The 26,068-nt window shown below is 45.8% G+C and carries 23 protein-coding genes; 6 read left to right on the top strand and 17 right to left on the bottom strand.

All coding sequences use genetic code 11. From position 1 onward, the window contains the following. Window positions 1-228: 228 nt before the first annotated feature. The 4 genes from galM to galE form a co-directional block, all read right to left on the bottom strand. On the bottom strand, window positions 229-1,293 hold the full coding sequence (gene galM, locus UF05_RS04065) for a galactose-1-epimerase (protein ID WP_045545028.1): 1,065 nt from the start codon (window positions 1,291-1,293) through the stop codon (window positions 229-231). Window positions 1,294-1,302: 9 nt separating this feature from the next. Beyond that, complete coding sequence (gene galK / locus UF05_RS04060; RefSeq protein WP_020841211.1) at window positions 1,303-2,463, bottom strand: galactokinase; 1,161 nt, start codon at window positions 2,461-2,463, stop codon at window positions 1,303-1,305. A 109-nt stretch (window positions 2,464-2,572) separates the two neighbouring features. Continuing rightward, window positions 2,573-3,625, bottom strand: coding sequence for a UDP-glucose--hexose-1-phosphate uridylyltransferase (locus UF05_RS04055; RefSeq protein WP_020841212.1), 1,053 nt, complete (start codon window positions 3,623-3,625; stop codon window positions 2,573-2,575). 1 nt (window position 3,626) lies between these two features. Further along, window positions 3,627-4,673: a UDP-glucose 4-epimerase GalE gene (galE, locus tag UF05_RS04050; RefSeq protein ID WP_025631158.1), complete on the bottom strand. Its 1,047-nt coding sequence runs from the start codon at window positions 4,671-4,673 to the stop codon at window positions 3,627-3,629. Window positions 4,674-5,053: 380 nt separating this feature from the next. Between galE and ebgR the strand changes: the two genes are divergently transcribed. The 4 genes from ebgR to UF05_RS04030 all read left to right on the top strand — a co-directional run bounded on the left by ebgR (window position 5,054) and on the right by UF05_RS04030 (window position 11,453). Then, window positions 5,054-6,040 carry a transcriptional regulator EbgR gene (ebgR, locus tag UF05_RS04045; RefSeq protein WP_005494135.1) on the top strand — a complete coding sequence of 329 codons (987 nt, stop codon included), beginning with the start codon at window positions 5,054-5,056 and terminating at the stop codon, window positions 6,038-6,040. A gap of 346 nt (window positions 6,041-6,386) precedes the next feature. Next, window positions 6,387-9,485, top strand: a complete 3,099-nt coding sequence (gene ebgA, locus UF05_RS04040) for a beta-galactosidase subunit alpha (RefSeq protein WP_045545027.1) — start codon at window positions 6,387-6,389, stop codon at window positions 9,483-9,485. A gap of 3 nt (window positions 9,486-9,488) precedes the next feature. Beyond that, on the top strand, window positions 9,489-9,941 hold the full coding sequence (locus UF05_RS04035; RefSeq protein ID WP_029825049.1) for a beta-galactosidase subunit beta: 453 nt from the start codon (window positions 9,489-9,491) through the stop codon (window positions 9,939-9,941). Window positions 9,942-10,019: 78 nt separating this feature from the next. After that, window positions 10,020-11,453, top strand: coding sequence for an amino acid permease (locus UF05_RS04030; protein ID WP_045545026.1), 1,434 nt, complete (start codon window positions 10,020-10,022; stop codon window positions 11,451-11,453). Between the two features lie 48 nt (window positions 11,454-11,501). Here UF05_RS04030 and UF05_RS04025 read toward each other — a convergent pair whose 3' ends face one another. Then, on the bottom strand, window positions 11,502-12,422 hold the full coding sequence (locus UF05_RS04025) for a LysR family transcriptional regulator (protein ID WP_021447671.1): 921 nt from the start codon (window positions 12,420-12,422) through the stop codon (window positions 11,502-11,504). A 112-nt stretch (window positions 12,423-12,534) separates the two neighbouring features. Here UF05_RS04025 and chrA point away from each other — a divergent pair, with 112 nt between their 5' ends. After that, on the top strand, window positions 12,535-13,674 hold the full coding sequence (chrA, locus tag UF05_RS04020; protein WP_029798127.1) for a chromate efflux transporter: 1,140 nt from the start codon (window positions 12,535-12,537) through the stop codon (window positions 13,672-13,674). Between the two features lie 101 nt (window positions 13,675-13,775). After that, window positions 13,776-14,879, top strand: a complete 1,104-nt coding sequence (locus tag UF05_RS26800; protein ID WP_045545025.1) for a phosphatase PAP2 family protein — start codon at window positions 13,776-13,778, stop codon at window positions 14,877-14,879. A gap of 101 nt (window positions 14,880-14,980) precedes the next feature. Here the strand turns inward: UF05_RS26800 and UF05_RS04010 are convergent, their stop codons facing one another. The 12 genes from UF05_RS04010 to cpaB all read right to left on the bottom strand — a co-directional run bounded on the left by UF05_RS04010 (window position 14,981) and on the right by cpaB (window position 26,065). Further along, entirely contained in the window at window positions 14,981-15,670 is a 690-nt protein-coding gene (locus tag UF05_RS04010) for an OmpA family protein (RefSeq protein WP_045545357.1), read from the bottom strand. 5 nt (window positions 15,671-15,675) lie between these two features. Next, entirely contained in the window at window positions 15,676-17,148 is a 1,473-nt protein-coding gene (locus tag UF05_RS04005; RefSeq protein ID WP_045545358.1) for a pilus assembly protein, read from the bottom strand. 86 nt (window positions 17,149-17,234) lie between these two features. Further along, the gene (tadF, locus tag UF05_RS04000; RefSeq protein WP_045545304.1) at window positions 17,235-17,756 is read right to left on the bottom strand and encodes a tight adherence pilus pseudopilin TadF; all 522 of its coding nucleotides are present in this window, start codon (window positions 17,754-17,756) and stop codon (window positions 17,235-17,237) included. A gap of 2 nt (window positions 17,757-17,758) precedes the next feature. Further along, window positions 17,759-18,313: a TadE family protein gene (locus tag UF05_RS03995; RefSeq protein WP_082063947.1), complete on the bottom strand. Its 555-nt coding sequence runs from the start codon at window positions 18,311-18,313 to the stop codon at window positions 17,759-17,761. A 109-nt stretch (window positions 18,314-18,422) separates the two neighbouring features. Beyond that, window positions 18,423-19,121 (bottom strand): tetratricopeptide repeat protein, encoded by a 699-nt coding sequence (locus UF05_RS03990; protein ID WP_045545305.1) that lies wholly within the window; start codon window positions 19,119-19,121, stop codon window positions 18,423-18,425. Further along, the gene (locus UF05_RS03985; protein WP_045545306.1) at window positions 19,121-19,981 is read right to left on the bottom strand and encodes a type II secretion system F family protein; all 861 of its coding nucleotides are present in this window, start codon (window positions 19,979-19,981) and stop codon (window positions 19,121-19,123) included. Before UF05_RS03985 ends, UF05_RS03990 begins: the two co-directional genes overlap by 1 nt. After that, a complete protein-coding gene (locus UF05_RS03980; protein WP_048852209.1) occupies window positions 19,978-20,880 on the bottom strand; it encodes a type II secretion system F family protein in 903 nt (300 codons plus the stop codon). Before UF05_RS03980 ends, UF05_RS03985 begins: the two co-directional genes overlap by 4 nt. Beyond that, a complete protein-coding gene (locus UF05_RS03975) occupies window positions 20,880-22,157 on the bottom strand; it encodes a CpaF family protein (protein WP_045545308.1) in 1,278 nt (425 codons plus the stop codon). Before UF05_RS03975 ends, UF05_RS03980 begins: the two co-directional genes overlap by 1 nt. Further along, on the bottom strand, window positions 22,154-23,389 hold the full coding sequence (locus tag UF05_RS03970; protein ID WP_045545309.1) for an AAA family ATPase: 1,236 nt from the start codon (window positions 23,387-23,389) through the stop codon (window positions 22,154-22,156). Before UF05_RS03970 ends, UF05_RS03975 begins: the two co-directional genes overlap by 4 nt. Further along, window positions 23,389-23,865: a hypothetical protein gene (locus UF05_RS03965; RefSeq protein WP_045545310.1), complete on the bottom strand. Its 477-nt coding sequence runs from the start codon at window positions 23,863-23,865 to the stop codon at window positions 23,389-23,391. The genes UF05_RS03970 and UF05_RS03965 overlap by 1 nt, the downstream gene beginning before the upstream one ends. Beyond that, window positions 23,862-25,223 carry a type II and III secretion system protein family protein gene (locus UF05_RS03960; RefSeq protein WP_045545311.1) on the bottom strand — a complete coding sequence of 454 codons (1,362 nt, stop codon included), beginning with the start codon at window positions 25,221-25,223 and terminating at the stop codon, window positions 23,862-23,864. The genes UF05_RS03965 and UF05_RS03960 overlap by 4 nt, the downstream gene beginning before the upstream one ends. Then, on the bottom strand, window positions 25,223-26,065 hold the full coding sequence (gene cpaB, locus UF05_RS03955; protein ID WP_045545312.1) for a Flp pilus assembly protein CpaB: 843 nt from the start codon (window positions 26,063-26,065) through the stop codon (window positions 25,223-25,225). The genes UF05_RS03960 and cpaB overlap by 1 nt, the downstream gene beginning before the upstream one ends. Between the last annotated feature and the right edge of the window lie 3 nt (window positions 26,066-26,068).

The following is a 26,068-nucleotide window of genomic DNA, read 5'->3' as shown; positions in this document are numbered from 1 at the left end:
AAAAATGTAAACGATAACAATAAAAGTAAAACGAAGAGTAATAAGTAGGAAATTACGGGGATCATCCACCGTACAGTATTGTGTCGAAAGTGAGGTAAGTGATTTAAACTTCCTAGTAAAAATACATATCAAAAACAAAAAAGGTGGGCATGTAGCCCACCATAACACCCAAAGTCGTTGGAGTTGCAGCATCGCTGCCGCTGCAAGTTCAAAGGGTAGAAGTGCTATCTAAAATTCAAACTGATAAGTAGTTTGATGCTGATAGCAATCCCCAGAGCTCAACACCCCATTGTTGAGTCCCCATTCTGGTTTGTTTGGCCCGTCTGGAAAGTACTGCGTTTCCAATGCTAGGCCGTCATAGCGTTCGTAAGTTTTACTTGCACCTGGCGTACCGGCTAAGAAATTACCTGAATAGAACTGGATGGCAGGTTTGGTGGTTTTCACCTTCATCACCACATCTTCTTTTGGTGCAATTAAGACCGCAGTGACAGACACGCCATCGGTCACTTCAGGCGTGAATACAAAGGCGTGATCGTAGCCACCAGCAGTTTTCTGATCTTGCTCGGCAAGAAATTCTTGGCCAATCGATTTTGGCTCGGTGAAGTCGAAACTGGTGCCCGAAACTGGCTTTTGTTCACCGGTAGGAATTAACCCCGCATCCGTTGGCAAGTAATGCCCAGCATTGAGCTGTAACGTATGATCCAAACTTTTCGTGCGGCTCGCCTCACCAGCCAAGTTAAAGTAAGCGTGATTGGTTAAATTCACTGGCGATGTTTTGTCGGTCTTAGCATCATAGGCGATAGCTAGTTCATTCTCGTCAGTAAGCGTGTACGTCACCTTCACATCGAGATTTCCCGGATAGCCTTGGTCACCGTCCGGTGAGCGAAGTGAAAAAGTGACCTGTTGATCATTTTGCTCTTCAACCTTCCAGCGACGTTTATCAAACCCTTCTAGGCCACCGTGCAGTGAGTTTTCACCGTTATTGATACCAAGTTGATACTTCTCTCCGTCTATCTCAAACTGCCCCTTCGCAATTCGGTTAGCAAAGCGGCCAACAATGGAACCGAAGTAAGCGTCTTGCTTCATGTGTTCAGCCATATTTGGTGAGCGCAACAACACTTCACGGTTTTCACCATTTACCGGTAATGTGCAACTCAACCACGTCGCACCGATATCCATAAACGACGCTGTCATACCATTCGCGTTGGTCAAATGAATCAGATTCGCAGTTTGGCCATCAAACGACGGCGTTTGCGCCATCGCTTGTTCTAGTTGTTGAAAATAGGCTTTCATCATCATTCCTTACAGCACTTCAACTAAACCCGCACCATTTTTGGCTTGGCAAACATAAATCGACTCTTTTAAGCCCGTAGCCGCTTGGTACTTCGCTTCAACTACCGCTTTCACGTCATCAACCAGTGCTGGCGGTACAAGTGCCACGATGCAACCACCAAAGCCACCGCCAGTCATGCGCACGCCGCCTTGATCACCGATCACCTCTTTGACTATATCCACCAGCGTATCGATTTCTTTTACCGTGATTTCGAAATCATCGCGCATCGAGGCATGAGACTCGGCCATCAGCTCGCCCATACGCTTCATGTCGTGTGCTCGCAGCGCTTGCGCCGCTTCCACAGTACGATCGTTTTCTGTGATGACATGACGGGCACGTTTTGCCACCATTTCATCCAGCTCAGCGACTTTCTCGTTGAACTGCTCAATCGTCACATCACGCAAAGCTTTCACACCGAAAATACGCGCCGCTTCTTCACATTGCTGACGACGAGTGTTGTATTCACTGTCGACCAAACCACGTTTTTTATTCGAGTTGATGATCACGACTGCCATCTCTTCTGGCATTGAGACTGCTTCAGTTTCAAGGCTACGGCAATCTAATAGCATCGCATGATTTTCACGCCCTTCCGCTGAAATCATTTGATCCATGATGCCGCAGTTGCAACCGACGAATTCATTCTCTGCTTGCTGACCGTTTAAGGCGATTTCGGCTTGGCTGATTTCAAGGTTAAACAGCACTTTAAACGTTTGACCGATCACCACTTCCAATGCCGCCGATGAGCTCAAACCCGCGCCTTGAGGTACGTTGCCGCTGACTGAAATATCCGCCCCAGTAAACTGGTAGCCACGCGCCAGAAGACACTTCACCACGCCGCGAATGTAGTTCGCCCACATTTTATCTTGCTGGAAAGTAATGGCTTGCGTGATATCGAATTCGTCCACTACGTTACCGTAATCGACCGACACCACACGCACGATATTGTCTTCACGCTTTGCCGCCGCCACGACCGTTTGGTAGTTAATGGCACACGGTAGGACAAAACCATCGTTGTAATCGGTGTGCTCACCAATCAAGTTCACACGACCAGGCGCTTGGATAATATGGCTAGGTGCGTAGCCCAACACTTGCTCAAATGACGCTTTCACATTTTGGATAAGTTCAGACATAGGGACGTTCTCTTAAAATAGTAATTTGTGTGGGATAGCGCGTTGAGCCTAACTTTCTATCTGTAAAGTCGCGCTATCCCGTTATTCGTAATCAGTCCAATTTAAAGACTTAGCATTCTTTGTAGTGGACATCACTCACATCACGCAGACGCTGCGCCGCTTGCTCTGCGGTGAGGTCACGTTGGCTTTCTGCCAGCATTTCGTAGCCCACCATGAACTTACGAACCGTGGCACTGCGCAGTAGTGGCGGATAAAAAAGTGCATGAAGCTGCCAATGGTCGATGTCTGTGCCTTCGTCAAAAAACGGCGCGTAGTGCCAGCCCATCGAGTAAGGGAAAGAGCATTGGAATAAATTGTCGTAACGGCTGGTCAGCTTCTTAATCGCTCGCGCTAAATCGTCTCGTTGCTCATCGCTGAGTTCGCTCATGCGACGAATGTGCGTTTTCGGCAACAACATGGTTTCGAACGGCCAAGCAGCCCAGTAAGGCACCACCGCCAGCCAGTGTTCGGTTTCCACCACAATGCGTGAACCGTCTTTGAGTTCCGCTTGTACGTAATCCACCAGCAAGTTGCTGCCGTGTTCTTGGTAGTAGGCTTTTAGGTTGTGCTCTTTACGCTCGATTTCATTTGGTAAGAAGCTGTTCGCCCAGATTTGACCGTGCGGATGAGGCTGAGAACAGCCCATGGTTTCGCCTTTGTTTTCGAACGCCTGAACCCAAACGTATTCCTTGCCGAGCTCTTCAATTTGTTCGTTCCAGGTCTCTATCACGCCACGAATTTTATCCACTGGCAGCTCCGGTAAGGTTTTGCTGTGATCTGGCGAGAAGCAAATCACTCGGCTCAAACCACGCACGCCTTGCGTTTTGAATAGCGGGTTGTTTGACTCTGGTGCATCTGGTGAATCCACCATCAGCGCAGCAAAATCGTTATTGAACACATAGGTGCCTTGGTAGTCTGGATTAACATCGCCAGAGATACGTTCGTTGGTTGGACAAAGGAAACATTTACCGTCATAGCTTGGTAGCTCATCCAATGCGGGCTTTTCATCTGCGCCGCTCCAAGGGCGTTTTGCACGGTGAGGTGAAACCAAAATCCATTGCCCAGTCAGAGGGTTGTAACGGCGGTGTGGATGATCCACTGGGTTAAATTCGACATTCGACATGTTACTTACTCAACTCTTTAAAATTCTTCAAACTAGGGGAATAGCCATTGGGATTTTTTGACTGCCAGTGCCACGTATCAGCGGTCATTTCAGCCACCGTGCGTATTGCTTTCCAGCCTAGTTCACGCTCAGCTTTTTCCGTGCTTGCCCAACATTCAGCAATATCCCCAGGACGACGCGGGCATAACTCGTAAGGCACTGGTTTACCGCAAGCGGTCGCGAACGCATCCACCATCTCAAGTACGCTCGAGCCTTTACCTGTACCTAAGTTGTAAATGTGCAAACCCGATTTCTCACCCACCGTTTTCAAAGCCGCAATATGGCCATCGGCCAGATCCATCACATGGATGTAATCGCGCACGCCAGTGCCATCAGGTGTTGGGTAGTCGCTACCGAATACCGCGAGTTTTTCTCGGCGGCCAACAGCGACTTGGGCGATAAATGGCATCAAGTTATTGGGAATACCTTGTGGGTCTTCCCCCATGCTGCCCGATGAATGGGCGCCAACTGGGTTGAAGTAACGCAGTAAGGTGATGCTCCAGTCGTTTTCAGCATGGAACAGATCGCTGAAGCACTGCTCCACCATATATTTACTGCGACCGTATGGATTGGTGGTTGCGCCTGTTGGTGAATCTTCCGTAATCGGCACTATTTCTGGGTCACCGTAAACCGTTGCCGATGAACTGAATACGATGCTTTTCACACCCGATTTACGCATGCTGCGCGCCAACACCAATGAGCCATTGACGTTGTTGTCGTAGTACTCAAGTGGTTTTGCCACCGATTCGCCAACCGCTTTGAGGCCAGCAAAGTGGATCACTGCTTGGATGTCGTGCTGCGCGAATACCGTATCCAAAAATGCTTCGTCACGGATGTCACCTTGGTGGAACGCAGGCTGCTTGCCTGTCAGCGCTTCAATACGGTTTAACACTTCCAGTTTGGCGTTACACAAGTTATCAACGATGATAGGTTCCATTCCCGCTTCAATCATCTGAACGCAAGTGTGACTACCGATGTATCCCATACCGCCTGTGACAAGAACTTTCACTTTTTGCTTCTCCACGTTTGCTGCTTTCTGTTCATACCTCACTCTGATGCGCTAAAAGCCAATCGCCATTGCATCGAATCGGAACGCCCATTTCTTAACTGGCTAAAAGTCTAGCAACCAATCTCGATCCAGATCCGTGATCGAATTCAAATTGTGTAAACGTTTCCACAAAATTACACAAAAGCCTTATTTTAGATACTGACTTTAGTTAAATTAAACCAGGAAGATGATGAGCAGTGAAGATGAGTCGAGCAGATACCGCTCTCTTTCGTGGATCGCACGATTTTACTAAAAGTTTGTGCATCCCTAAGTAGCTGTTTACAATAGCCAGATTATTGAGTTCTCACTTGGACTGTGAGCAATGCCAACGGGAAATGTACATGGCAACACTAAAAGATATCGCCACTGAAGCGGGCGTCTCACTTGCAACCGTATCGCGAGTTTTGAATGACGATCCGACGTTGAGCGTTAAAGAAGAAACCAAACGCCGCATTTTAGAAATCGCAGAAAAGCTGGAGTACCGCACCAGCAGTTCGAAGAAAGCCACCAAAGAAGCCAAGCAAAAACATCACTTTTTGGCCTTGTACAATTACAAACAAGAAGCAGAAGTGAATGACCCGTACTACTTGTCGATTCGTCATGGGATTGAAACTCAGTGCGACAAACTCGGCATTACGCTAACCAATTGCTACAACAGCGAAATTGATGTTGAAACGCAAAAGATCACGGGTGTCCTTTTAGTCGGGAAAGTCGACCAAAAGGTGGTCAATAAGTTACCTAAACGCCTAGCCGATAGCATCTGTTACATCGACTTTTCAGATCCAACTAGTCCTTACGATTGCGTTGATATCGACCTTGTAAGAATCAGCAAGCAAGTGGTTGATTTCTTTGTACAACAAGGCTACGAGCGCATCGGCTTTATTGGTGGACAAGACGAGCCCAACACCGCAGACATTCGTGAAAATGCGTTTGTGGACTACGGCAGTCTAAAAGGTGTGGTTTCTGAAGACGACATTTATCGTGGCGATTTCTCTAGCTTGTCCGGTTATGACTTAGCGAAAGAGATGCTGGCCAAAGGCGATTTCCCAAAAGCGATGTTCATTGCTTCGGACTCCATTGCGATTGGTGTGTTACGAGCAGTGCATGAGTTTGGTTTAAACATTCCTGATGATATTGCGCTGATCAGCGTGAACGACATCCCTACCGCGCGCTTTACCTTCCCTCCTCTATCTACCGTTCGTATTCATTCTGAAATGATGGGGATTCAAGGCGTGAACTTGTTAGTCGAAAAATACCGTGACGGACGCGCACTGCCCCTTCAAGTGTACGTTCCAAGCAAGCTCAAGCTACGCGGCACAACTCGATAAAAACACCCTCAAAACTGATCAAATAAAGCACTGAATTTTCAGTGCTTTTTATTTCTTCTTTTATTTTCTACCGAATTTTTACTGTTTTTACTTTCCAAAACAATCTAGAACGCATTCCTTTACTCTGATCACATCTTGCTCAACATTGGTCATTTAAAACGTGACCAAGTTAAAGTAAAACGTTTTCACTAATTTATTTTAGTAAAACTTTTACTAATATCTTTCTCAGATTATTCATAAGCATTTTTCACAATACATCGGCCGTTGTTTTTGCACTGATGTTGAGCCGCGATGAAACCAATCCGCACTCCAACATAAGCGCACCAAGCCGAGGGGAGATCAAAACGTGAACAATTGGGAAAACTTCCAACACTTACACGAGAATCGTATGGCACCACGTGCGTACTTTTTCTCCTACGACTCTGTTCAGAGCGCACAAACCTTTCAACGTGAACTGAGTCGCCGCTTTATGTTGCTCAGCGGCCAATGGACATTCCGTTATTTCACCAACCCAATGTTGGTACCTGATGAGTTTTACTCACAAACAATGAACGACTGGGGACACATTACCGTCCCAAACATGTGGCAAATGGAAGGCCACGGCGATCTGCAATACACCGATGAAGGCTTCCCATTCCCGATCGACGTCCCGTTTGTACCAACCGACAACCCAACGGGCGCTTATCAACGCACATTTACACTTGGTCCACAGTGGGATAACCAACAAACTATCATCAAGTTCGATGGCGTGGAAACCTACTTTGAAGTGTACGTAAACGGCGAGTACGTCGGCTTTAGTAAAGGCAGCCGACTCACAGCGGAATTCGACATTTCCAAGTTCGTCCAACAAGGCGAAAACTTGCTCTCTGTACGCGTGATGCAGTGGGCCGATTCCACTTACATTGAAGACCAAGACATGTGGTGGACGGCGGGGATCTTCCGTGATGTTTACCTAATCGGAAAAGAGAACATTCACGTCCAAGACCTCACCATTCGTACCGATTTCGCCGACGATTACCAAAGTGCGACGCTCAGTGCTCAAGTCGAATTGGAAAATCTTTCTACCGCGATTGCGTCTGGCTATACGCTGGAATACGCACTGCATGACAAAGGCACTGTCGTAGCCAGTGGTCAATGCGATTCACTGACTATCCAAAACCACCACTCAACAAGCTTTGCGATTGATATGGTGAATCCAACGCATTGGACGGCTGAAAACCCTTACCTTTACCACTTGTTCATCACCTTAAAAGATCACCAAGACAACGTAGTGGAAGTGATCCCACAACGCGTGGGTTTCCGTGACATCAAAGTGCGCGATGGCCTGTTCTACATCAACAACCAATACGTGATGCTGCATGGTGTCAACCGTCATGACAACGATCATCTAAAAGGTCGCGCAGTGGGCATGGACCGCGTGGAAAAAGATCTGATTTTGATGAAGCAACACAACATCAACTCGGTTCGCACCGCACACTACCCGAACGACCCACGCTTCTACGAGTTATGTGATATTTACGGCCTGTTTGTGATGGCAGAAACCGATGTGGAAACCCACGGCTTTGCCAACGTTGGCGACCTGAGCCGTATCACCAATGATCCTGCTTGGGAAGCAGTGTTTGTCGATCGCGCAGTGCGTCATGTTCATGCGCAAAAGAACCACCCTTCGATCATCATGTGGTCACTCGGTAACGAATCGGGTTATGGCTGTAACATCCGTGCGATGTATACCGCGACCAAAGCAATTGATGACACCCGTTTGGTTCACTACGAAGAAGACCGCGATGCTGAAGTGGTCGATGTGATTTCGACGATGTACTCACGTGCTCAACTGATGAATTACTTTGGCGAACACCCACACGAGAAGCCACGCATTATCTGCGAATACGCACACGCGATGGGTAACGGGCCGGGTGGTCTGACGGAATACCAAAACGTGTTCTATGCGCACGACCACATTCAAGGTCACTACGTTTGGGAATGGTGTGATCACGGCATTCTAGCGCGTGATGAACACGGTCAAGAGTTCTACAAATACGGCGGCGATTACGGCGACTACCCAAACAACTACAACTTCTGCATGGATGGTCTGATTTACCCAGATCAAACCCCGGGTCCTGGCCTGAAAGAATACAAACAAGTCATTGCACCGGTGAAAATCCGCGCCGTTGAAGGTTGCCATGACCGCTTTATCGTTGAGAACAAATTGTGGTTCACCAACCTCGATGATTACACCATTAATGCCGACGTGCGTGCCGAAGGTGAAACCCTGCGTAGCGTGCAATTCAAAGTCGAAGCTTTGGTCGCCAACAGCGAACGTGAAGTGACCATCGACTTGCCAGAATTGGATGAGCGCGAAGCCTTCATCAACTTCACCGTACGCAAAGACAGTCGCACGCTTTACAGCGAAGCCAACCATGAAATTGCGGTGTATCAGTTCCAACTGAAAGAAAAGACCGCGTCTGCACCTGCGTTCATCAATCGCAACGCACAACCTTTGGTGATTAACGAAAGCCGTTTGGAACACGTAATTGAAGGCCATAACTTCACGCTTACTTTCTCGAAAGTAAACGGCAAGCTGACTTCTTGGCGCGTAAATGGCGAAGAGATCATTCAATCTGAGCCGAGACTGAACTTCTTCAAACCGATGATTGATAACCACAAACAAGAGTATGAAGGTTTGTGGCACCCAGCGCATCTGCAAATCATGCAGGAGCACTTCCGCACACTTGCTGTGGAAGCAACTGATGATTCCGTCTTGATTACAACCACCAGCATCATTGCGCCGCCGGTCTTTGATTTTGGCATGCGTTGTACCTATCGCTATCAAATCAATGCTCAAGGCCATTTGAACGTGGAACTGAGTGGCGAGCGCTACGGCGACTACCCTCACGTGATTCCGGTCATCGGCTTGGATTTGAGCATCAACGGCAGCTTTGACCAAGCGAGCTACTACGGTCGCGGCCCAGAAGAAAACTACCAAGACAGTCGCCAAGCTAACCTCATTGATGTTTACCACAGCACCGTAGAAGACATGTTCGAGAACTACCCGTTCCCGCAAAACAACGGCAACCGCCAACACGTGCGCTGGGCATCGCTCACGAACCGTCATGGCACAGGGTTATTGGTGAAACCTCAGCAAGAAATCAACTTCAGCGCGTGGTTCTACACCAACCAAAATCTGCATGAAGCGCAACATACGATCGAGCTAGAAAAGAGTGGCTACATCACCCTTAACCTTGACCATCAAGTGATGGGGTTAGGCTCGAATTCATGGGGCAGCGAAGTGCTCGACTCTTACCGCGTGTACATGGACGAGTTCCGTTACGGTTTGACGCTGATGCCACTGCAAGCAGGCGATTGCAACGCACAAGTGATGGCAAACCATGATTTCGACAACGCGTTTTTCACTCAAACCAATACTCAATCAGTCAACGAGGCGTAACCCATGATCGTGTTAGACAGCTTAGAGCAATTCAAACAGGTATATCGCAACGGTCGTAAATGGAACCGCTGTGTGGAAGCCATTGGCAACATCGGCAACATCAAAGATGGCGTGATGCACTCGATTGGCGATTCACTGGTTTACATGGTTGAGAATGGCATCGCAAAACAAACCGAAACGTTCATCGGTAACCGTCGTTACTTCGATGTGCATTACTACCTCGAAGGTCGAGAAACCGTTGAGTTCGCGGATAAAACCGCTTTGACACTAGAACAAGCTTATCGTGATGAAACCGACCGCGAATTTTTTTCTGGTCAGGGTGAAACACGTGAGCTTTGCGAAGGCCAAGTGGCGATTTTTGAAAACAGTGAAGCGTACCGCTTCCACGGAGACAACCGCGTAAGAAAAGTGGTGCTCAAAGTGACCATCGAAGATGGCTACTTCCTAAATAAATAAAACAAGAGAAGGGCTGTGGTCACAGCATTACAAGCCCTTCCTCCCTACAATTCCAACGTGATTCACCGGAGATAGAACATGTCTGAATCCAAACGTAATACGATAGGCAAATTCGGGTTGTTGTCCCTCACCTTTGCTGCAGTATTTAGCTTTAATAACGTAATCAATAACAACATCGAGATCGGTCTAGCGTCTGCGCCAATGTTCTTTCTGGCGACCATTTTTTATTTCATCCCTTTCTGTTTGATCATCGCAGAATTCGTATCTCTGAATAAAGATTCTGAAGCGGGGGTCTACGCATGGGTAAAAAGCTCACTTGGCGGTCGCTGGGCGTTTATCTCTGCCTACACTTACTGGTTCGTTAACCTATTCTTCTTCACGTCCTTGCTGCCGCGTGTTATCGCTTATGCGTCTTACGCGTTCTTGGGCTATGAATACATTCTGACGCCATTCACCACTACCGTGCTCAGTATGATTTTGTTTGCGTTTGCGACCTACGTATCGACAAACGGCGCGAAAATGTTGGGACCAATTACGTCGGTGACCTCCTCCCTCATGCTGCTACTGACAATGTCGTACATTTTACTGGCTGGCGCTGCGTTGATCGGCGGCGTAGAACCGGCTGATCCAATTACCGTAGAAGCGATGATCCCTGATTTCAGCTGGGCATTTTTAGGCATTACTACATGGATCTTTATGGCGGCAGGCGGTGCGGAATCGGTCGCGGTTTACGTAAACGATGTAAAAGGCGGCTCGAAATCGTTCGTTAAAGTCATCATCATCGCAGGTATCTTTATCGGCGTGCTTTACTCAATTGCGTCTGTTTTGATTAACGTATTTGTTCCTAGCGAAACCCTAAAATACACGGGCGGATCGGTTCAAGTATTTGAAGGTTTGGCTGCGTACTTTGGTTTGCCAGAAATATTGATGAACCGCTTCGTAGGCTTGGTATCCTTCACCGCTATGTTTGGCTCCCTACTGATGTGGACAGCAACGCCAGTGAAAATCTTCTTCTCTGAGATTCCAGAAGGCATTTTTGGTAAGAAAACCGTAGAGCTGAACGAAAACGGCGTACCAGCTCGCGCAGCTTGGTATCAGTTCCTTATCGTTATCCCATTGATGATCATCCCAACATTAGGTTCTAACACCGCTCAAGATCTGATGAACACCGTGATCAACATGACGGCAGCCGCCTCGATGCTACCACCGCTGTTTATCATGTTGGCGTACCTGAATCTGCGCTTGAAACTGGATCACGTCGAGCGTGATTTCAAAATGGGCTCACGCAAAATGGGCATCGCTACCGTATCGGTACTGATCGCTATCTTTACGGTTGGTTTCTTAGCATCGACCTTCCCTACAGGGGCCGACATCATGACCATCATTTTCTACAACGTTGGCGGTATCGTGATTTTCCTTGGCTTTGCTTGGTGGAAGTACAGCCAATACGAAAAATCATTGAATCTGGAAGAGCGTATAAAAGAAGCCGCACCAGCTTCGCAAGCGGTATAACAAAGACTTTCAATGACAAACATTCTGGGCACCCTTTGGTGCTCTTTTTTATATGTGAGAGGTGATGGTCGAAGAAACCAACTCGCGTAGCCAAATGCCTTTGTCTTCATTGTTTCGGCTGGAATGCCACAGCATGGCAATATCAAAATCCGCAACGGCGATCGGCGGCTTAACGGTAATGAGGTCGTCCGAAAAGCCCTCCGCCAACGCCATTTTTTCTGGCACGATGGCAATGAGATCGCGCTTTTTCAATAAATGCCGAATAGTGAGAAAGTTGCGCGACGCCACGGTGACTTTACGGCTCAAGCCATGTTCTGCGAGCTTTTGGTCTACTTGTGTCTTTAAGCTCCCATCGGGACTTACCAGAGCTTGCTCTATGTTCGCGAACGCTTCCAGAGATAGCTGTGTTTCCCCTTTCAATACCTGTTTATCACACATACACACGTGTTTTTCCGTGTACAAGTACAAGCTCTCAAAGTTGTCATCCAACACCGGCATGCTGCCAATAATGACATCGAGCTTTTCGTGCTCAGTTAATGCCACGTAGTTGCTACGATTGACGTTAATAAAACTGATCTGCGCCTCTGGTGCGCGCTGGCGTATTTCGTCATAAAGCCGAGGAGCAAAAATAAACTCGGCATAATCCGTTAACCCGATGCGACATACACCCGCGTAATTTTCAGGTTGGAAGGCAGACTTAGTGAGCAAGTCTTTGGCGATAGAGTCCAGCAAATGATGCACGGTTGGCGCGATGTGGTGAGCGTGCTCGGTGGGCTCCATCTTGTGTCCTTTTCGCTCAAAAAGCGGGTCGTCAAACAACAACCTTAAACGAGACAAACTATGACTCATTGCCGACTGGCTAACGTAACTTTTCTCTGCCGCGACGCTAACGCTTCGATGGCGATACAAGTAGGAAAACGTCACCAATAAGTTCAAGTCAATGTTGCGCCACTGAATGTCCTCTTTCACCTCAACACCTTCATCCCATTTCATTCATAAATGAAATTAAATCTATCAATTTGAGTCATTTTATAGCATCCGATAAATTAGCAACAATGCTTTTTAGATAAACAGGCTCGACATGTTCACCATCTTCAAAACTTTTTTCTGGCTAGGTTGGTTCAGCTTCGGCGGCCCTGCGGCTCATATTGGTTATTTTCGCCAAACCTTTGTTGAGAAACTGAAATGGCTTGATGACAGCGAGTACGCGCAAATTGTCGCACTCAGTCAGTTTTTGCCGGGACCGGGCTCAAGCCAAGTTGGCTTTGCTTTAGGTTATAAACGCGGCGGTTTAGGTGGCGCATGCGCAGCATTTGTCGGATTCACGCTTCCTTCGGTGATCATCATGTTGGCGCTGGCGATGGTGAGCAGCCAAATTACCGACACCGCAGTGTTCCAAAACATCGTTCACGGCCTAAAACTGCTCGCAGTCGTCGTCGTGGCGGATGCGACTTGGGGCATGTACAAAAACTTCTGCCAAAGCAAACTAACCGCGGGTTTGTGCGTCGCGACTGCGATTGCGTTGCTGGTGGCACCAAGCATCATGACGCAAATGTTCGTGTTGCTAGTAGCAGGTTTTGTCGGCATGCGATATCTGAAGAAAGACTCCGCGCCATCAGCAGAGCTATTTAAACCGTCTATCGTGCCATTGGCTCTATTTGCGGTGCTTTTACTCGGCTTACCATTAGTAGCTCATTCATTGCCTTTGCTTGGGCTGTTTAGTGATTTTTTCCAAGCTGGTAGCTTAGTGTTTGGTGGTGGTCATGTGGTGCTGCCGCTTCTGCAAAACATTGTTGGCGACCAGCTCAGCCAAGATGCATTTTTAACAGGCTACGCCGCTGCACAAGCTGTACCGGGGCCAATGTTCACCTTTGCGACTTTTATTGGTTATGAGCTTTCGGATACGCCAATTTTAGGTGCGCTGATCGCAACGCTTGGCGTATTCCTCCCAGGGTTTCTTTTACTGCTTGGCGTTCTTAAAAACTGGCAAGCACTGGCAGGAAAACCGCTGGTCTCCGGCGCCATCAACGGTGTCAATGCCTCGGTAGTAGGGTTACTACTCGCGGCACTTTACCAGCCAGTATTTAGCAGCGCAGTTGTTGCTCCCATCGACATGGCGTTAGTGGTTGCGGGTTTCTATCTACACAAAAAGCTCAACCTTTCGGTGCTGTGGATGATCGTGTTTTTTGTGGCAGCAGGCCTTGTCACGGGCATGATGTAAAAATCTTAAACGACAAACTCTTAGCGGGCACTTAAATACAAGTGCCCGTTTTCTCAACTAAACTTATACCTCTAATAAAAAATAAGAAGATGGGAGCATCGATGGAACAAGAGAATAATTACGAGCTCAACCTCAGTTGGCAGCAAAAAACGTCATCTTGGATAAAATCAGTAAAGGATGAACTGAGTACTGATATCATTTTTTATCTATACAGTTTTGGATCTACTGCCATTATTTACTTTTGCTCTTGGTACCTTGATTCCCCTATCAATTACTCATTTTCTACTTATTACCACCTCTTCACAGTTACGACTTGCGCCGCTATTTTAGGGGCAGGTATGTATTATTATTTCTATTTACTGGTCCAACGAGAAAAGCGTCCTTTGAATCGTTTTAAGAAAAAAGTTCATCAACTATTTTTCCCTCTATACCGAACCATCTCTATTTTTTTATCGTTGCTCGCTATCAATTTTATTGTAACTAACCATACGTTTCTGAAATCGCTTATCCCACTCATAAATCCATTCAAATGGGATCATACCTTTGCTGAGCTTGATAGGCTGCTTCATTTTGGCGTTGCACCATGGGAATTGACTCATAGCTTGTTCTCTAGCCCGTGGGCTTCACTTAGTATCAATTTTGCTTACAACCTATGGTTTTTTCTAATGTGGGGGAGCGCATTCTTTTTTTGCATCTATTACAAACTTCCATTATTGAGATTGCAATTTCTGCTCACATTCGCACTGCTATGGATGATAAATAGTATATGGTTCGCTACCTTATTTTCTTCTGCAGGCCCTTGCTATATGGAACTTTTGACCGGTGACGCTCAGTACGCACCGTTGATGAAATTACTCACCGCTCAAAGTCTGTATCTGGAGAACATTGGCGCATCCCCTTTATGGTCTTTGTCGACACAAGACTACCTGTGGCATGAATACCTAGAGAATGCCAATAGTTTTGGCTCTGGTATTTCCGCGATGCCGAGTATGCACGTATCTATGTCTGTATTGATGGCGTTGTCCATTTGCAGACTGAATAAAAAGCTCGGTTACTTTGCTTACGCTTTTGCTATCCTGATACAAATCGGCTCGGTACATTTAGGTTGGCATTATGCCATTGATGGCTATGTGGGGACGCTGTTAACTGTTTTATTGTGGAAGACAGTTGGTTGGTTCATCAAACGCAATACCATGGCGGTTTGAGATTGATCCCCAAAGCGCCAGTTCTAATAGAAGTATGTGTTGAAGTAAGGAAAAAACTCCCCCGCCCGTGTAGAAGCGGGAAGGGGGGGGGGATATAGCGGTTATGGGATAGCTTTATGGCTTGGTGACTCTCGCTCTTCAGCTGGTATGTAGACATCCGCTCGGCGGTTTTTAGAGCGTCCTTGGGGGGTTTCATTGCTAGCAATCGGTTCAGATTCACCAAATGACTTCAGCTCTGTATTTTCCCGTTTCACCCCATATTTCACCAATTCATTGGCGGTGCTGTGCGCGCGGTTCAAGCCAAGCTCTTGGTTGTAAGTATCGGTACCGATCCAGTCAGTATGCCCTTCAACCGTCACTCGATAATTACTTAGAGCCAATTGACGCGCCACACTGCTTAACACATCTCTAGCCAATGATGAAAGATTGAAACGATCAAAAGCAAAGTGAACCCGTGCAACCAGTTGTCCCTTGTCACCCACTTCACCACTAAATTGTGCAATACCTAAGTTTGAGATATAGGTTAAACATTCACTCGGAACGGTTAACAGTGATGATTTTTTCATCAGTGCCTGTTTAAGAGCTTGGTCATCGCTTTTTTCGGTCACTTGCAAAAAACCATTGCGATGTGTGCCAACGCCCGTCACTTCTCCGACTGTGATTGAATGCGAATATTCATAAAACGCAGTGGCGCAGTACTCTGTTAATGTTGAACTGATGTCGTTGGCATTGGCATTTAACGTTGTAAAACCGACCACCAGCATTACTGCCATTACTTTTTTATTGGTCATATCTTTCACCCATATAGTCTCGATTCACCAGTACCACGAGATCCTTTTTGAATTAATTCTTCGATTTTTTTAATAAAATCTTCCGTTTCTGTTACATCAATAATGTCTTCGTCTGGGTTCAGCACGCAATCTTGGAAGCCGCTTTGTGCCGATGCCTGAAAATCCACCCCAATTACGCCAATGTATAAGTAGCCCTTCGCTGATTCAAAGTGCGCTCGCGCTTTATCGCACATGCCTTGTTCAACAAGGTTTGGCAAAATATTTCCAAATGGGTCTTCCTCACCATCGCTGATCACGATCAGCATTTTCAGCCGCTCGTTATATTGTTCAATCTCATCCTCAGTACTTCCACTGGCGGGACGCCCTTTATCCATGGCTTGAAAACCACGCAATAAACCTTGATAAGCAGCCGTACCACCTCCGGCTCGCATTCCTTGCATTTCTGCAAGTTTACTTTTGTCCGCAGTAAGCGGAATAGTATAAAAGCCATTCTTGCCAGGGCTTGTTAAGCTATCTCTATAAAGGTTGTTGTTGTTGGAATCAAAATGGAAATTAAAGTTCGGATCCGACACCTTATCGTTAAACATATCATTCACCGATGTAGCGTAATCAATGTAAACCGGCACCTCCAGATAGTTGCTGCTGCCATTTTGATCTAATACGTCGAGAACTCGTCGTGCTTGTTCTTTTTGCTGGCTATTACACCACCAACTCCTCCAAGCGGCACAACGCTCTACATCTCTCTCAGAGGAACTAGCCCAAGCTGACCAGTCCACTTGTTCATAGGTTACCGATGAGACATTTGTTCTCACATCGTTTCTGTATCTGACTTGACTACTTGAAAAAAGAGAGCCCTGCATTTTCTCTTGTACCCTCAAGTTAAACGGCACAATCGCCACCCGATTGAGCACCTCGGTTTCACCGGTTCTCGGGACTAAAATACGGTCAGATATCTGCTCAACGGCTCCTTTTAGTAAGTTGATTTTGACTTTACCTTGCCACTTCCAATTCATTGAGCCCGAAAAGTCACTCACTAAAACCAAGTCAATGATTTTGTCACCCAAATAGTACGGATACTTCGCTGCAACGGCTTGTCCTGCCAGTTTCTCCTGCGCTTTAAATGAGGGGATCAAATTACTGGCAAACCAAGAATTATGGGTTGTGGTCACTTGTACTGAATATTGAATTTTTTCTAAGACTCCAGCGTCCTCATCCGGCTCTTGGTATGTTCTGAGCGTAGTAATATCGACATGGGAAATATCCCGCACATAATCTTGAATATATCGAGTAGCTAAGGCGTCCGCTTGGTTTGCTTTATCGTCAATCGTAATCGCCAACGCCGCACTTTGTGCAGCATCACGTAAACGACTTGTCTCGTGAATATAACGAGTGCCCTCTACGGCAAAAAACGTGATACCAAGTACAGGGACAAGGCTAATTGCAAACCAAATGGCGGCAACCCCTTTTTGGTGACGCATGGACCGTCTTGCCAGTAGGACTCGACCTGTAGCTTTACTAAAATACGTTGAGCGACAAGACTGTGGCTTATTCATGAAACCCATTGTTACCTCCCCACCACAACAGAACTGGATGAGATTGTCATTGTGGACCCGCCGCTATTCCCCCAAAGCGTCGCGAACCAAGACGTTTCCTTTTGGCACAGCGTTACTTGGTAGAGAGGAAAGACGACGCTATTTTCAACTGGGACAAGATAAGCTTTTTCATTCAACGCTACAGCATTACAGCCTAAGTTCTCGTATTCCGTACTTACAAACTGCTCCCAAACGGTTTTATTGTGCAATGCTTCTATCTTAATAGCGATACTATCGGGGCTAGTACCGAGCAAACGCGCTGCCAAAATTTGCATGTGGGAGGTATCAATTGCATTTAAATTCACTCTTTCATCGTAATACCGAGAGCGCTCTTTTAGTATGTTTACTAAGGCAAAACTACTGCGATCAAGTTTTGCTCTTGTCATCAATTTATCGCTCAGATCAGTCATAAAATAAAAAATGGTGACGATCGCTATAAGCACAAAGAAAAGCTCAATGGCGAAGGAGCCTTTTTGTCGGGAACGCAATTTCATGGTTATTCCTCCCAACCCTCGTGCTCTAAATTGATCAAAGTGCTTCTGACAATAGGCACAGTGGCACTAGAAAACACATTCAAAACCGGACGGTAATTGTACGTTAACGTAATCTCAGCAATCTGATAGCCCAAATCATCTTCCATCATTTCCGCATCTGAAAAGCTGCTATCTGCGATCAGATCCGGATAGGTTAAGTAGTACTTACCCGAAATACTAAAATTGTCCGCTGGAGTCAGCGCAGACCAAAGTGTTCCGCTCTCATTTAACGCTGCTCTCAATGTATTATTATAGCTGCTATAGTTACTCCCACCCTCAAATATCTTAGTATTTCGCACCGTCTCTCTTAAGGCATACTCAACCACACTCATTGTATAAATACGTAGTCCCATCTCAAACAACATCAGCAGTGAAATCGCTAGCACCAATGCACCGAGCGCAAACTCTACAGCCGTAACCCCTTGTATTTTTTTCCGTGAACGCCTTGATGATGACTTACTCTTAGATCGAGATTTAGCGGCTACATTTCTTTGAAATTGAGTCAATAATCGTTTCATATTGTCCACCCTAATTATCGGTGTCACTTTTGTGGCTTTCGCTGTATCCCATGCCATATTTCAATGATGTAACTTTTTAATACATTTCGTTTTTTATCGTTATCGCTTTTTATCGATGAAGCGTTTTGGATATTTGCGCAACTTGCGTATCAGAAAAAGTGCCCTCAAGTAACTCTTTGGCTTGCGATACTTCTCCTACCTTGAAAAGGGCAATGGCTAAGTTTGAACGTACTTTTTCATTGCTTTGGTTCTCCTGATAAACAGGGGCAAGCAGCGCGATTACGTCATGATATTGCTGCTGAGCTAAATAGACCACAGCGAGATTATTCTTAATGGCTACATCATTAAACCCCTTCAGGCGAGCTTGATTAAAAGCCCGTATAGCCAAAGAGAACTCACCCAAGTTACTATACGCAATGCCGGTTAGTACCTGAATTTCTCCGCTACTATTACCCATAGCGATGGAACGTTGGTACTGTTCCAACGCTAATGCATCTTCGCCTTCGAGGCTATGAACTTGCCCACCTAGCTGTGCAAGTCGCGCATTTTCAACTCCTAATTCAGATAAGTGCTGAACATAAAATTTTGCAGACTCCACATCCTCTTTTGCCAGATAAGCAAAAGCGAGATCCTGCATCACTTGTACATCGTTGGATTTTTGTTCTAAGCGTGCTTTGTAATGCTCAATAAGGCCTGCATGATTTTGTACACGTTTCATGCTTTCAACAGTACTTTCTTCGTTGTACGCCGTCGAGCTGCACCCCATGAGAGAAAAAAGTGTTAAAGCCATCAATGCGATTTTTTTCATTACCCACTCCCTGAAAGTGTCGAGAAATCGATTTGCAAGAAACCCGGAGCGAGGATAAAAATAACGATTGGAAACATGATCAGCAAAATAAGAGGCACACTCATTTTGGCTGATAGTTTCCCCATTCGCTCTTCTACTTCGAGTAAGTGAATTCGGCGCATGTCTTCTGCCAAGTCACTTAATACACCAGCAACAGAGGCGCCATAATGTAAGTTTTGGATAATGGTAAGCACAAAACTATTGATCTCTGGTGCAGGCAAGCGCAGCGACAGATCATGCAAGGCTTTTTCAATCCCGTGTACTTTCCCTGACTCGGACGTCTTATTGATTTGATAGCACAGATCTTTATCGAAGATTTTTAGCTCTTTGGCCAAATAAGCAAAAGATGCCTCAATGGTCATACCCGTTTGCACACACACCGACATAATATCGAGCACGTAGGGAAGGTTTTTTGAAATTTTACGCACAAGCCAACGTCGGCGTAACTCGAGTAAAAAGTCAGGTAACACAATAATGGTTACCGCTGCGATGAGGAGCAAAATGATTTTGCTATTAATGGCCACATCAATAAAGAAAATGACTAATGATGCCACCACAAAGAGAAAAGCTTTAAAAGGAAAGTAGTACTTCGCTAGCTGCTTATTGTAATAACCCGCGTTTAACAATTTTTGTTCTAAGTCTTTTTTACCACTCTCCCCAAATGCAACGATAAACGTTTCCATTTTTTGCTTTTTCATTTTTTTGGATTGGTGTTTTAAATATTTATTTAGTGCGATTTCACGCTTGCGTGTCGAGTAATAGTCATAAAAGACAAAAGTCAGCGCGCAAACAATTAAAAACACACTTATTGCTAAAATCATCGCCTAACTCCTTTTACCAGAAGCCAAACAATAAACAGACCGATCAACTCACTACCGACAACATAATACAATACTAATTGTCCACGTGGGTCATTGAGCACAAATTCAATATGGTCGGGATTAATTTGACTAATAATGATAGCGAACACCAAAGGAATCGCTGCAACCACTTTGGCTGAAATTCTTGCCTCTGACGTCATTGCCATTTTTTTCGATTCTAGTGTTCTTGCATCAACTAAAATTCGAATTAAACGCGCTAATACATGTTTTAACTGTCCTCCTCGGTTCAGGTTGGCACGTACCGTAATAGTAAAAAAAACGTACTCAGGGTAAGGGAATGCTTTGCACGAGCGCAATAATACTTTCTCTGGGTTTTCTCCCAATTTAAGTCGCTCACCCATTTCCCTAAATTCACGTCCAACTTCGCCATCCATATTCTCGCCTACAAACGAAAAGGCATGCATTAAACTTTCACCGGCGGTCACCGCACTCATTAAAATATTCAACGCATCGGGGAATTTTTTCTCAAAATCTAAACGACGTCGATTTTGCAGCCAGAAATATCCCCAAAATACTGAAAAAGTAAAAATGAGAAACGACATCAAGCGCGAATCAACATTCAGTAACTGATACACGACGTAATAACTGATATAAGCCGAGAGACACAAGAAAATAAAAATGATCACATATGCTCTGGGTCCGAGCACTTTTATTGCCGGTGATACCATGTTTTTAAAACGTTGCCACGGCTTTTGTTCGATTAACACATTAAGGTTAATTGCGGTAATGATATCTTCCTCCACCTCCACTTCTGGGAAATAGTTTTCTACTTTGCTCTTTTTGCCACTCAATAAGAACAAAATCGCGACACAAAATAGTATGAAAGATATCCATAAGATCATTTTCTTTCTCCTTGAAACGCTTTCATTAGCTCGTCATAGAGACCATAAAAGTGGGCTTTTTTCACCAACTCGGAGCGTTGCATTAAGCCTTCAGTAATAAAGCGGCCTCGGACTGCTTCACCATACCCAACTTCTTCATATTGGAAGCGAAAGATCTCCTCCATCACCACGCTATCACCTTCTAGTCCAATGATTTCTGATATGCTCGTGATTTTTCGCGAACCATCACGCAAGCGGCTAACTTGCACCACCAATTCAATAGCGCTGACAATAGCACGACGAATAGCGTCTAACGGTTGGTTTAAATTCGCCATCATCACCATCGATTCGACACGAGATATCGCATCTCGTGGTGAGTTTGCGTGCAAAGTAGACATGGAACCTTCATGGCCTGTATTCATCGCTTGCAACATCTCGAACGCCTCTGAGCCACGACACTCACCAAGGATGATACGGTCAGGTCGCATACGTAGCGCGTTGATCACAAGATCCCGTTGCGTCACTAGCCCTGTATGTTCAATGCTCTCAGCTCGGGTTTCCATGCGTACCAAGTTCGGTTGCTGTAGGCGCAGCTCTGCGGCATCCTCAATGGTTACAATGCGCTCATCTTCACCAATATATTGAGAGAGCGAATTGAGTAGTGTAGTTTTACCGGACCCAGTCCCCCCAGAGATCAAGATGTTCATCCTGCAGCGAGACGCGATAGACAAGAGCCTTGCCATGTCCATGGACATAGAACCAAACTCGACCAACTCCTCTAAGCCTATATTTTGCTCACGGAATTTACGAATAGAGATGGCGGTGCCATCTAACGCTATCGGCGGAATCACTACATTAACCCGGCTACCATCACTAAGACGGGCATCCACTGTGGGAGAGAGCTCATCCACACGACGTCCAACGCGCGCGGCAATTTGCTTGGCTATCGTACGTACTTGATCTTCGTCGATAAACGTAATGTCCGATTTTTCTAGTTTTCCATGTTTTTCATAAAAAACATTATTCGGCCCATTGACCATGATGTCAGTGATCGCTTTATCATCCACCAACGGCTGGATTGGACCGAGACCGAACAACTCATCTAGCATGCTTTTCACAAGGCTTGCTTTCATCATACTAGTCACGGGGCGATCAAAGTTAGTCGCTAACACATCTACCGCATTGCGAATTTGCCCCTCGATCTCAGGGCGCGCAAGAGATTGTATCGCTTCGACATCAAGTGCCTCGAAGATCTGTGCTCTAAACGCTGAATAAACCTCTTTATTAGAACTCATTTGACCCCCAACCTAGCGAGAAAACCGCCAGTGTGCTGAGCTGGCTGCCCGTTAATAAGACGTGTGAGATCATCAATAGTATGGCTAATACTGCGATCGTGTTTGTGAGCGCGTTTGCCTTCGAGCAATAGATGCGACAATGAACGACAGTAGGCCATATTAAGATTCACCTCCGAACCTAAGTATCGTTTTAGCTCTTTTTGCTCAATGACAAAGTTGTTCTCTGGTCGGTGATGATTGGCCAATGTAATAATACGAATCCGTTTGCTCATCGAGAGCTGCTTATTTTCTAGCTGTTCGAGTAGGGTTCGAGCATTCCGAATCGATGAAATGGAAGGCTCAAAAATCACGACGACCACATCGTAGTTTTCTATCAACATATGGGGTTCGACGTGAAAATCAATACTGCCAGAGAAGTCCTCAATGATGAAATTGGTATTACGACTGAGTAACTCACACAATGCCTGACTGTAATTAAAAACCTCTGCTTGAGATCGATCACTGCCTAACGACAGTAAGCGCAAGTTTTTACGTATTTTCGTTAGATAGCTGTTGGCACCTTCTGTATCAAGTTCATGTATTGGAACGGCATACTCGTCTATCGAACGTGGTTTAAAGTCGTCTAACGCCAGTAACACATCAATGTTGCTGTTGTTGTACTGGTGGTCGACAAGAATATTATCGATATCGTTCGATGCCAATTTAGAGCTGATCTCGGTCGCGATGAAAGAGGTTCCAATTCCGCCTTTACTACCAACAACAGCCACACGCTTTGCCCGACGCTGCTTACTCACCCCAGTATAGGTTTGTAAATTGCGGTGTACGTTCATAATGAAATCTGCAAACTCATGCTTATTGATTGGCCAAAACAGGTAGTAAAACCCGACATCCTTTAACTGACGTAATACACTGATCGAATCTTCCGTACCTATCACTACAATACCTTTGTGAGTCGGCATTTGGTTAGTCAACCTTTGCGCATCAGTAACAATATCCTGCGATTCAGAAAGCTCCAAAATGACCATATTTCCGCTTTGCTCTGAATAAAAGTTTTTCGGCACCGCACTCTGCTTGATGCAGGTTGGTGCTGCCCAACCTTCAAACTCAAACATTTCTTTTACCAAGGCAACACATTCGTCGCTTTGATGGAGCAGAACACAACCTACAGGGCCATGACTACCTTCTAAGACCGCTGGTTTGCTTTGATTAAGAGATTTTCCTAAATCAAACATTATAACCCCTCCACGATGCGTTCCTTGTGAGAGACTTGCTTCATCCTAGCCACTTCAGAAAAGCAATTTCGGCTTGGGTTAGCGCGTTCAATTTCTGCCGGTTTACACGCTTGTGTCATCATGGCATGGTAAGTAACTGTCAGTAGCAGATCGCTATCTATAGTGCTATTAGGCTTTAGTTCGAACGAGTCCGCACGCAAAGGTAATGTAGCTCTCGTTTTCAGGGTATGCTGTACCACTTTTTTCCCTTTGCTGTTGCGATATTCCAATAAATAATGGCCTCCGGAATCGATCTCACTGACTTTGTCGATGATGTCTCCGAGCTGCTCTGCAGATTCCGATACCGATTTTATCGTTAATTGATACACATGCGTTTCTGGGTAAATTAGGGCCTCTACGCCAGAGCCCGAAAAGTAACGCTCTGCACAGCCAGTGAGTAGAATGATACCTAACAATGTCATTAATGTTCGTCTCATTGGATGAATCCTCCCTGAGAAAGCAATTTGATGGTGGGGTCATTGCCTTTATTGCCAACGTCATTAGTATCCACGTTAAACCAACGGTGCAGAGTTGAGGTTTTTCTGATGTATGGAAGTTGAATCTCTTTATTCTTTATTGGCTTAACAAGATTGACTGTGGCAACAATGATCAACTCTGTATGGCGTCGGTCTGTGGATGCTTTCCGAAATGCCGCTCCCAAGATAGGCACATCACCCAGTAGAGGGGTTTTCTGTAACTCTTCAAGATCGGCACTGCTCATTAAGCCCCCCAAGACAAAGCTGTCGCCATCACCTAGCTCAATGGTGGTCATGGCTCGTCGAGTAGCAAACTGCGGTACTTCTATACCTGCAGCACGAATGTATCTTTCCACTTCACTAACTTCCGGGATCAAGCGCATACGGATTTTGTCTTCATGCAGCACCTTGGCAGTGAGATCAAGCTTAATACCAAACTCTCTAAAGGTGATGTTGATGTTACTATTAGTACTAACGACAATTGGTACTTCACCTCCAACTAAAAAGCTTGCTGACTCACCAGAAATCACAGTAAGATTGGGTTCAGCCAAAATTTGCGCTACGTTTTCATTTCCGAGTGCTGTAATCAATGTTGTTAAATCTGCGGCATCAAATTGTTGGAATAAGAACTCCCCCACATCAGCTCCAACAGAAGACCAATCAACACCTACAGTTTTCGAGAAACTTTCAGTCACTTGTGCTACAGAGATCTTAACGTTAACTTGCTGATCCGTGGCAACTTCTAGCAACTCCAAAATGCCTTCCCACGTCATGTTACGAGCAAAGATCATGCTTTGAGGTTCCTGTACATCAAACCCATCGCCCTTAAACTCAATAATGTCGGTATCTTCCCATTTCTCTACCTTCTTACGCCCCAGTAGTGTCGCCACCATGCGATAGATATCATCACGTTGTTGCTCAGAATCGACGATACCGCTTACTGCAACTTGCTGACCCACCGACTCGACTTTGACATTTAGATCTGGATACATCAGCTTGATTTGACGACGCACGAGCGAGAGATCCACATCAACGATGATCCTCTGCGAGAGCAGCACTTTTTTCGAATTACCGTAAACGATAAGCCGTGCCTGCCCGACAGACTTGGCAAACACAACTACTGTATTTTCATTTACGACGTTGTAATCCACGACTTCTGGATCGCTGATAAAAATGGTAGAGATAGCTTCCTCTACCGCGATGTGCTGACCATCCCCCACGGTAATGTATTGCTCTGCAGCACACAGGGATGCGCTAAACAACACGCAGAGCAATGCACTCAACCCAAATTGCCAAGTGTTTCTAATTATTCCTACCATCACAGCTCTTCTCCTTGTGCTGATTGTCGAGATGAGCCTCTTAACTCGGCAACACCGCTGTAATTTCCTATCACGTCACGCACTTCTGCGAACACTGGCTCTTGATATTGATGTGTTCTGTATACTTCGAGATACATGGTTTTTTGCGCAATGGATAATTTAGCGATATCACTGGGCTCCACTTCGACCACGATGACGATCTGCTTTTCATCATCACTGCTGACGTTGGATTTAACAGGCGAGTCCACAGGCTCTTTGGAATTACCCACACTGAGCACTTTGACGTTACGTAAGATGTGGCGCGCACTCACACCGTTAAAATCGATACTCGTCCTGCGCTCGTCGGAAAGATTTTCTTGAGGTGAACCGACTGACAGCACATCCACATACACCCCAGGACGAATATAACCTTTGACTAAGTTACGTGTACTGACCAAAAGTGAATACGGCTCCTTACCTGCAGTAATGAGCACATCAATATGCCTTGGGTCACTCTCATCCACTTGGTATTCGGCAAACACAATTTTGCCTTGAGGCACATCATTGATAAGTAGCGTAGAAGGTGAAAAATCGAGTTGAATATCGCTATTGATCCCCTCTTCCAATGCCATGTCGAGCTGCATTTGCTCTCTTTCTACGTCTTCTATTCCGATGGCACTGCCACGTGTGAGATCGTGTTTGGCGCGCCATACCTGAACGTAGTGCACTTGAGGTTGATTAGAGTTATTATCTTGGGCCACGGTTTCCTGTTGTGGTGCTTGGGTCGACATTTGGCTAAACAGCCCGTAACCACCTATCACCAGTGCTAACAGTGCCAACACTAACCCGATACGAGATCGCATACG

Source organism: Vibrio sp. S457-15, assembly GCF_000960545.1.
In the GTDB taxonomy this organism is placed as follows: domain Bacteria; phylum Pseudomonadota; class Gammaproteobacteria; order Enterobacterales; family Vibrionaceae; genus Vibrio; species Vibrio parahaemolyticus.
The sequence above is the reverse complement of the archived record's forward strand: the minus strand, read 5'-3'. Positions and strand labels throughout refer to the sequence as shown.

What these genes read in the sequence shown, in the direction of transcription:
- UF05_RS26800 (WP_045545025.1), top strand. Translation starts at nt 13,776, where the DNA reads ATGGAACAAGAGAATAATTACGAGCTCAACCTCAGTTGGCAGCAAAAA.
- UF05_RS03995 (WP_082063947.1), bottom strand. Translation starts at nt 18,313, where the DNA reads ATGAAACGATTATTGACTCAATTTCAAAGAAATGTAGCCGCTAAATCT.
- UF05_RS03960 (WP_045545311.1), bottom strand. Translation starts at nt 25,223, where the DNA reads ATGGTAGGAATAATTAGAAACACTTGGCAATTTGGGTTGAGTGCATTG.
- UF05_RS03985 (WP_045545306.1), bottom strand. Translation starts at nt 19,981, where the DNA reads ATGATTTTAGCAATAAGTGTGTTTTTAATTGTTTGCGCGCTGACTTTT.
- UF05_RS03965 (WP_045545310.1), bottom strand. Translation starts at nt 23,865, where the DNA reads ATGAGACGAACATTAATGACATTGTTAGGTATCATTCTACTCACTGGC.
- UF05_RS03970 (WP_045545309.1), bottom strand. Translation starts at nt 23,389, where the DNA reads ATGTTTGATTTAGGAAAATCTCTTAATCAAAGCAAACCAGCGGTCTTA.
- UF05_RS03975 (WP_045545308.1), bottom strand. Translation starts at nt 22,157, where the DNA reads ATGAGTTCTAATAAAGAGGTTTATTCAGCGTTTAGAGCACAGATCTTC.
- galK (WP_020841211.1), bottom strand. Translation starts at nt 2,463, where the DNA reads ATGTCTGAACTTATCCAAAATGTGAAAGCGTCATTTGAGCAAGTGTTG.
- ebgR (WP_005494135.1), top strand. Translation starts at nt 5,054, where the DNA reads ATGGCAACACTAAAAGATATCGCCACTGAAGCGGGCGTCTCACTTGCA.
- UF05_RS04005 (WP_045545358.1), bottom strand. Translation starts at nt 17,148, where the DNA reads ATGCGTCACCAAAAAGGGGTTGCCGCCATTTGGTTTGCAATTAGCCTT.
- UF05_RS04030 (WP_045545026.1), top strand. Translation starts at nt 10,020, where the DNA reads ATGTCTGAATCCAAACGTAATACGATAGGCAAATTCGGGTTGTTGTCC.
- cpaB (WP_045545312.1), bottom strand. Translation starts at nt 26,065, where the DNA reads ATGCGATCTCGTATCGGGTTAGTGTTGGCACTGTTAGCACTGGTGATA.
- UF05_RS04035 (WP_029825049.1), top strand. Translation starts at nt 9,489, where the DNA reads ATGATCGTGTTAGACAGCTTAGAGCAATTCAAACAGGTATATCGCAAC.
- UF05_RS04010 (WP_045545357.1), bottom strand. Translation starts at nt 15,670, where the DNA reads ATGACCAATAAAAAAGTAATGGCAGTAATGCTGGTGGTCGGTTTTACA.
- UF05_RS03990 (WP_045545305.1), bottom strand. Translation starts at nt 19,121, where the DNA reads ATGAAAAAAATCGCATTGATGGCTTTAACACTTTTTTCTCTCATGGGG.
- UF05_RS04055 (WP_020841212.1), bottom strand. Translation starts at nt 3,625, where the DNA reads ATGTCGAATGTCGAATTTAACCCAGTGGATCATCCACACCGCCGTTAC.
- chrA (WP_029798127.1), top strand. Translation starts at nt 12,535, where the DNA reads ATGTTCACCATCTTCAAAACTTTTTTCTGGCTAGGTTGGTTCAGCTTC.
- galM (WP_045545028.1), bottom strand. Translation starts at nt 1,293, where the DNA reads ATGAAAGCCTATTTTCAACAACTAGAACAAGCGATGGCGCAAACGCCG.
- tadF (WP_045545304.1), bottom strand. Translation starts at nt 17,756, where the DNA reads ATGAAATTGCGTTCCCGACAAAAAGGCTCCTTCGCCATTGAGCTTTTC.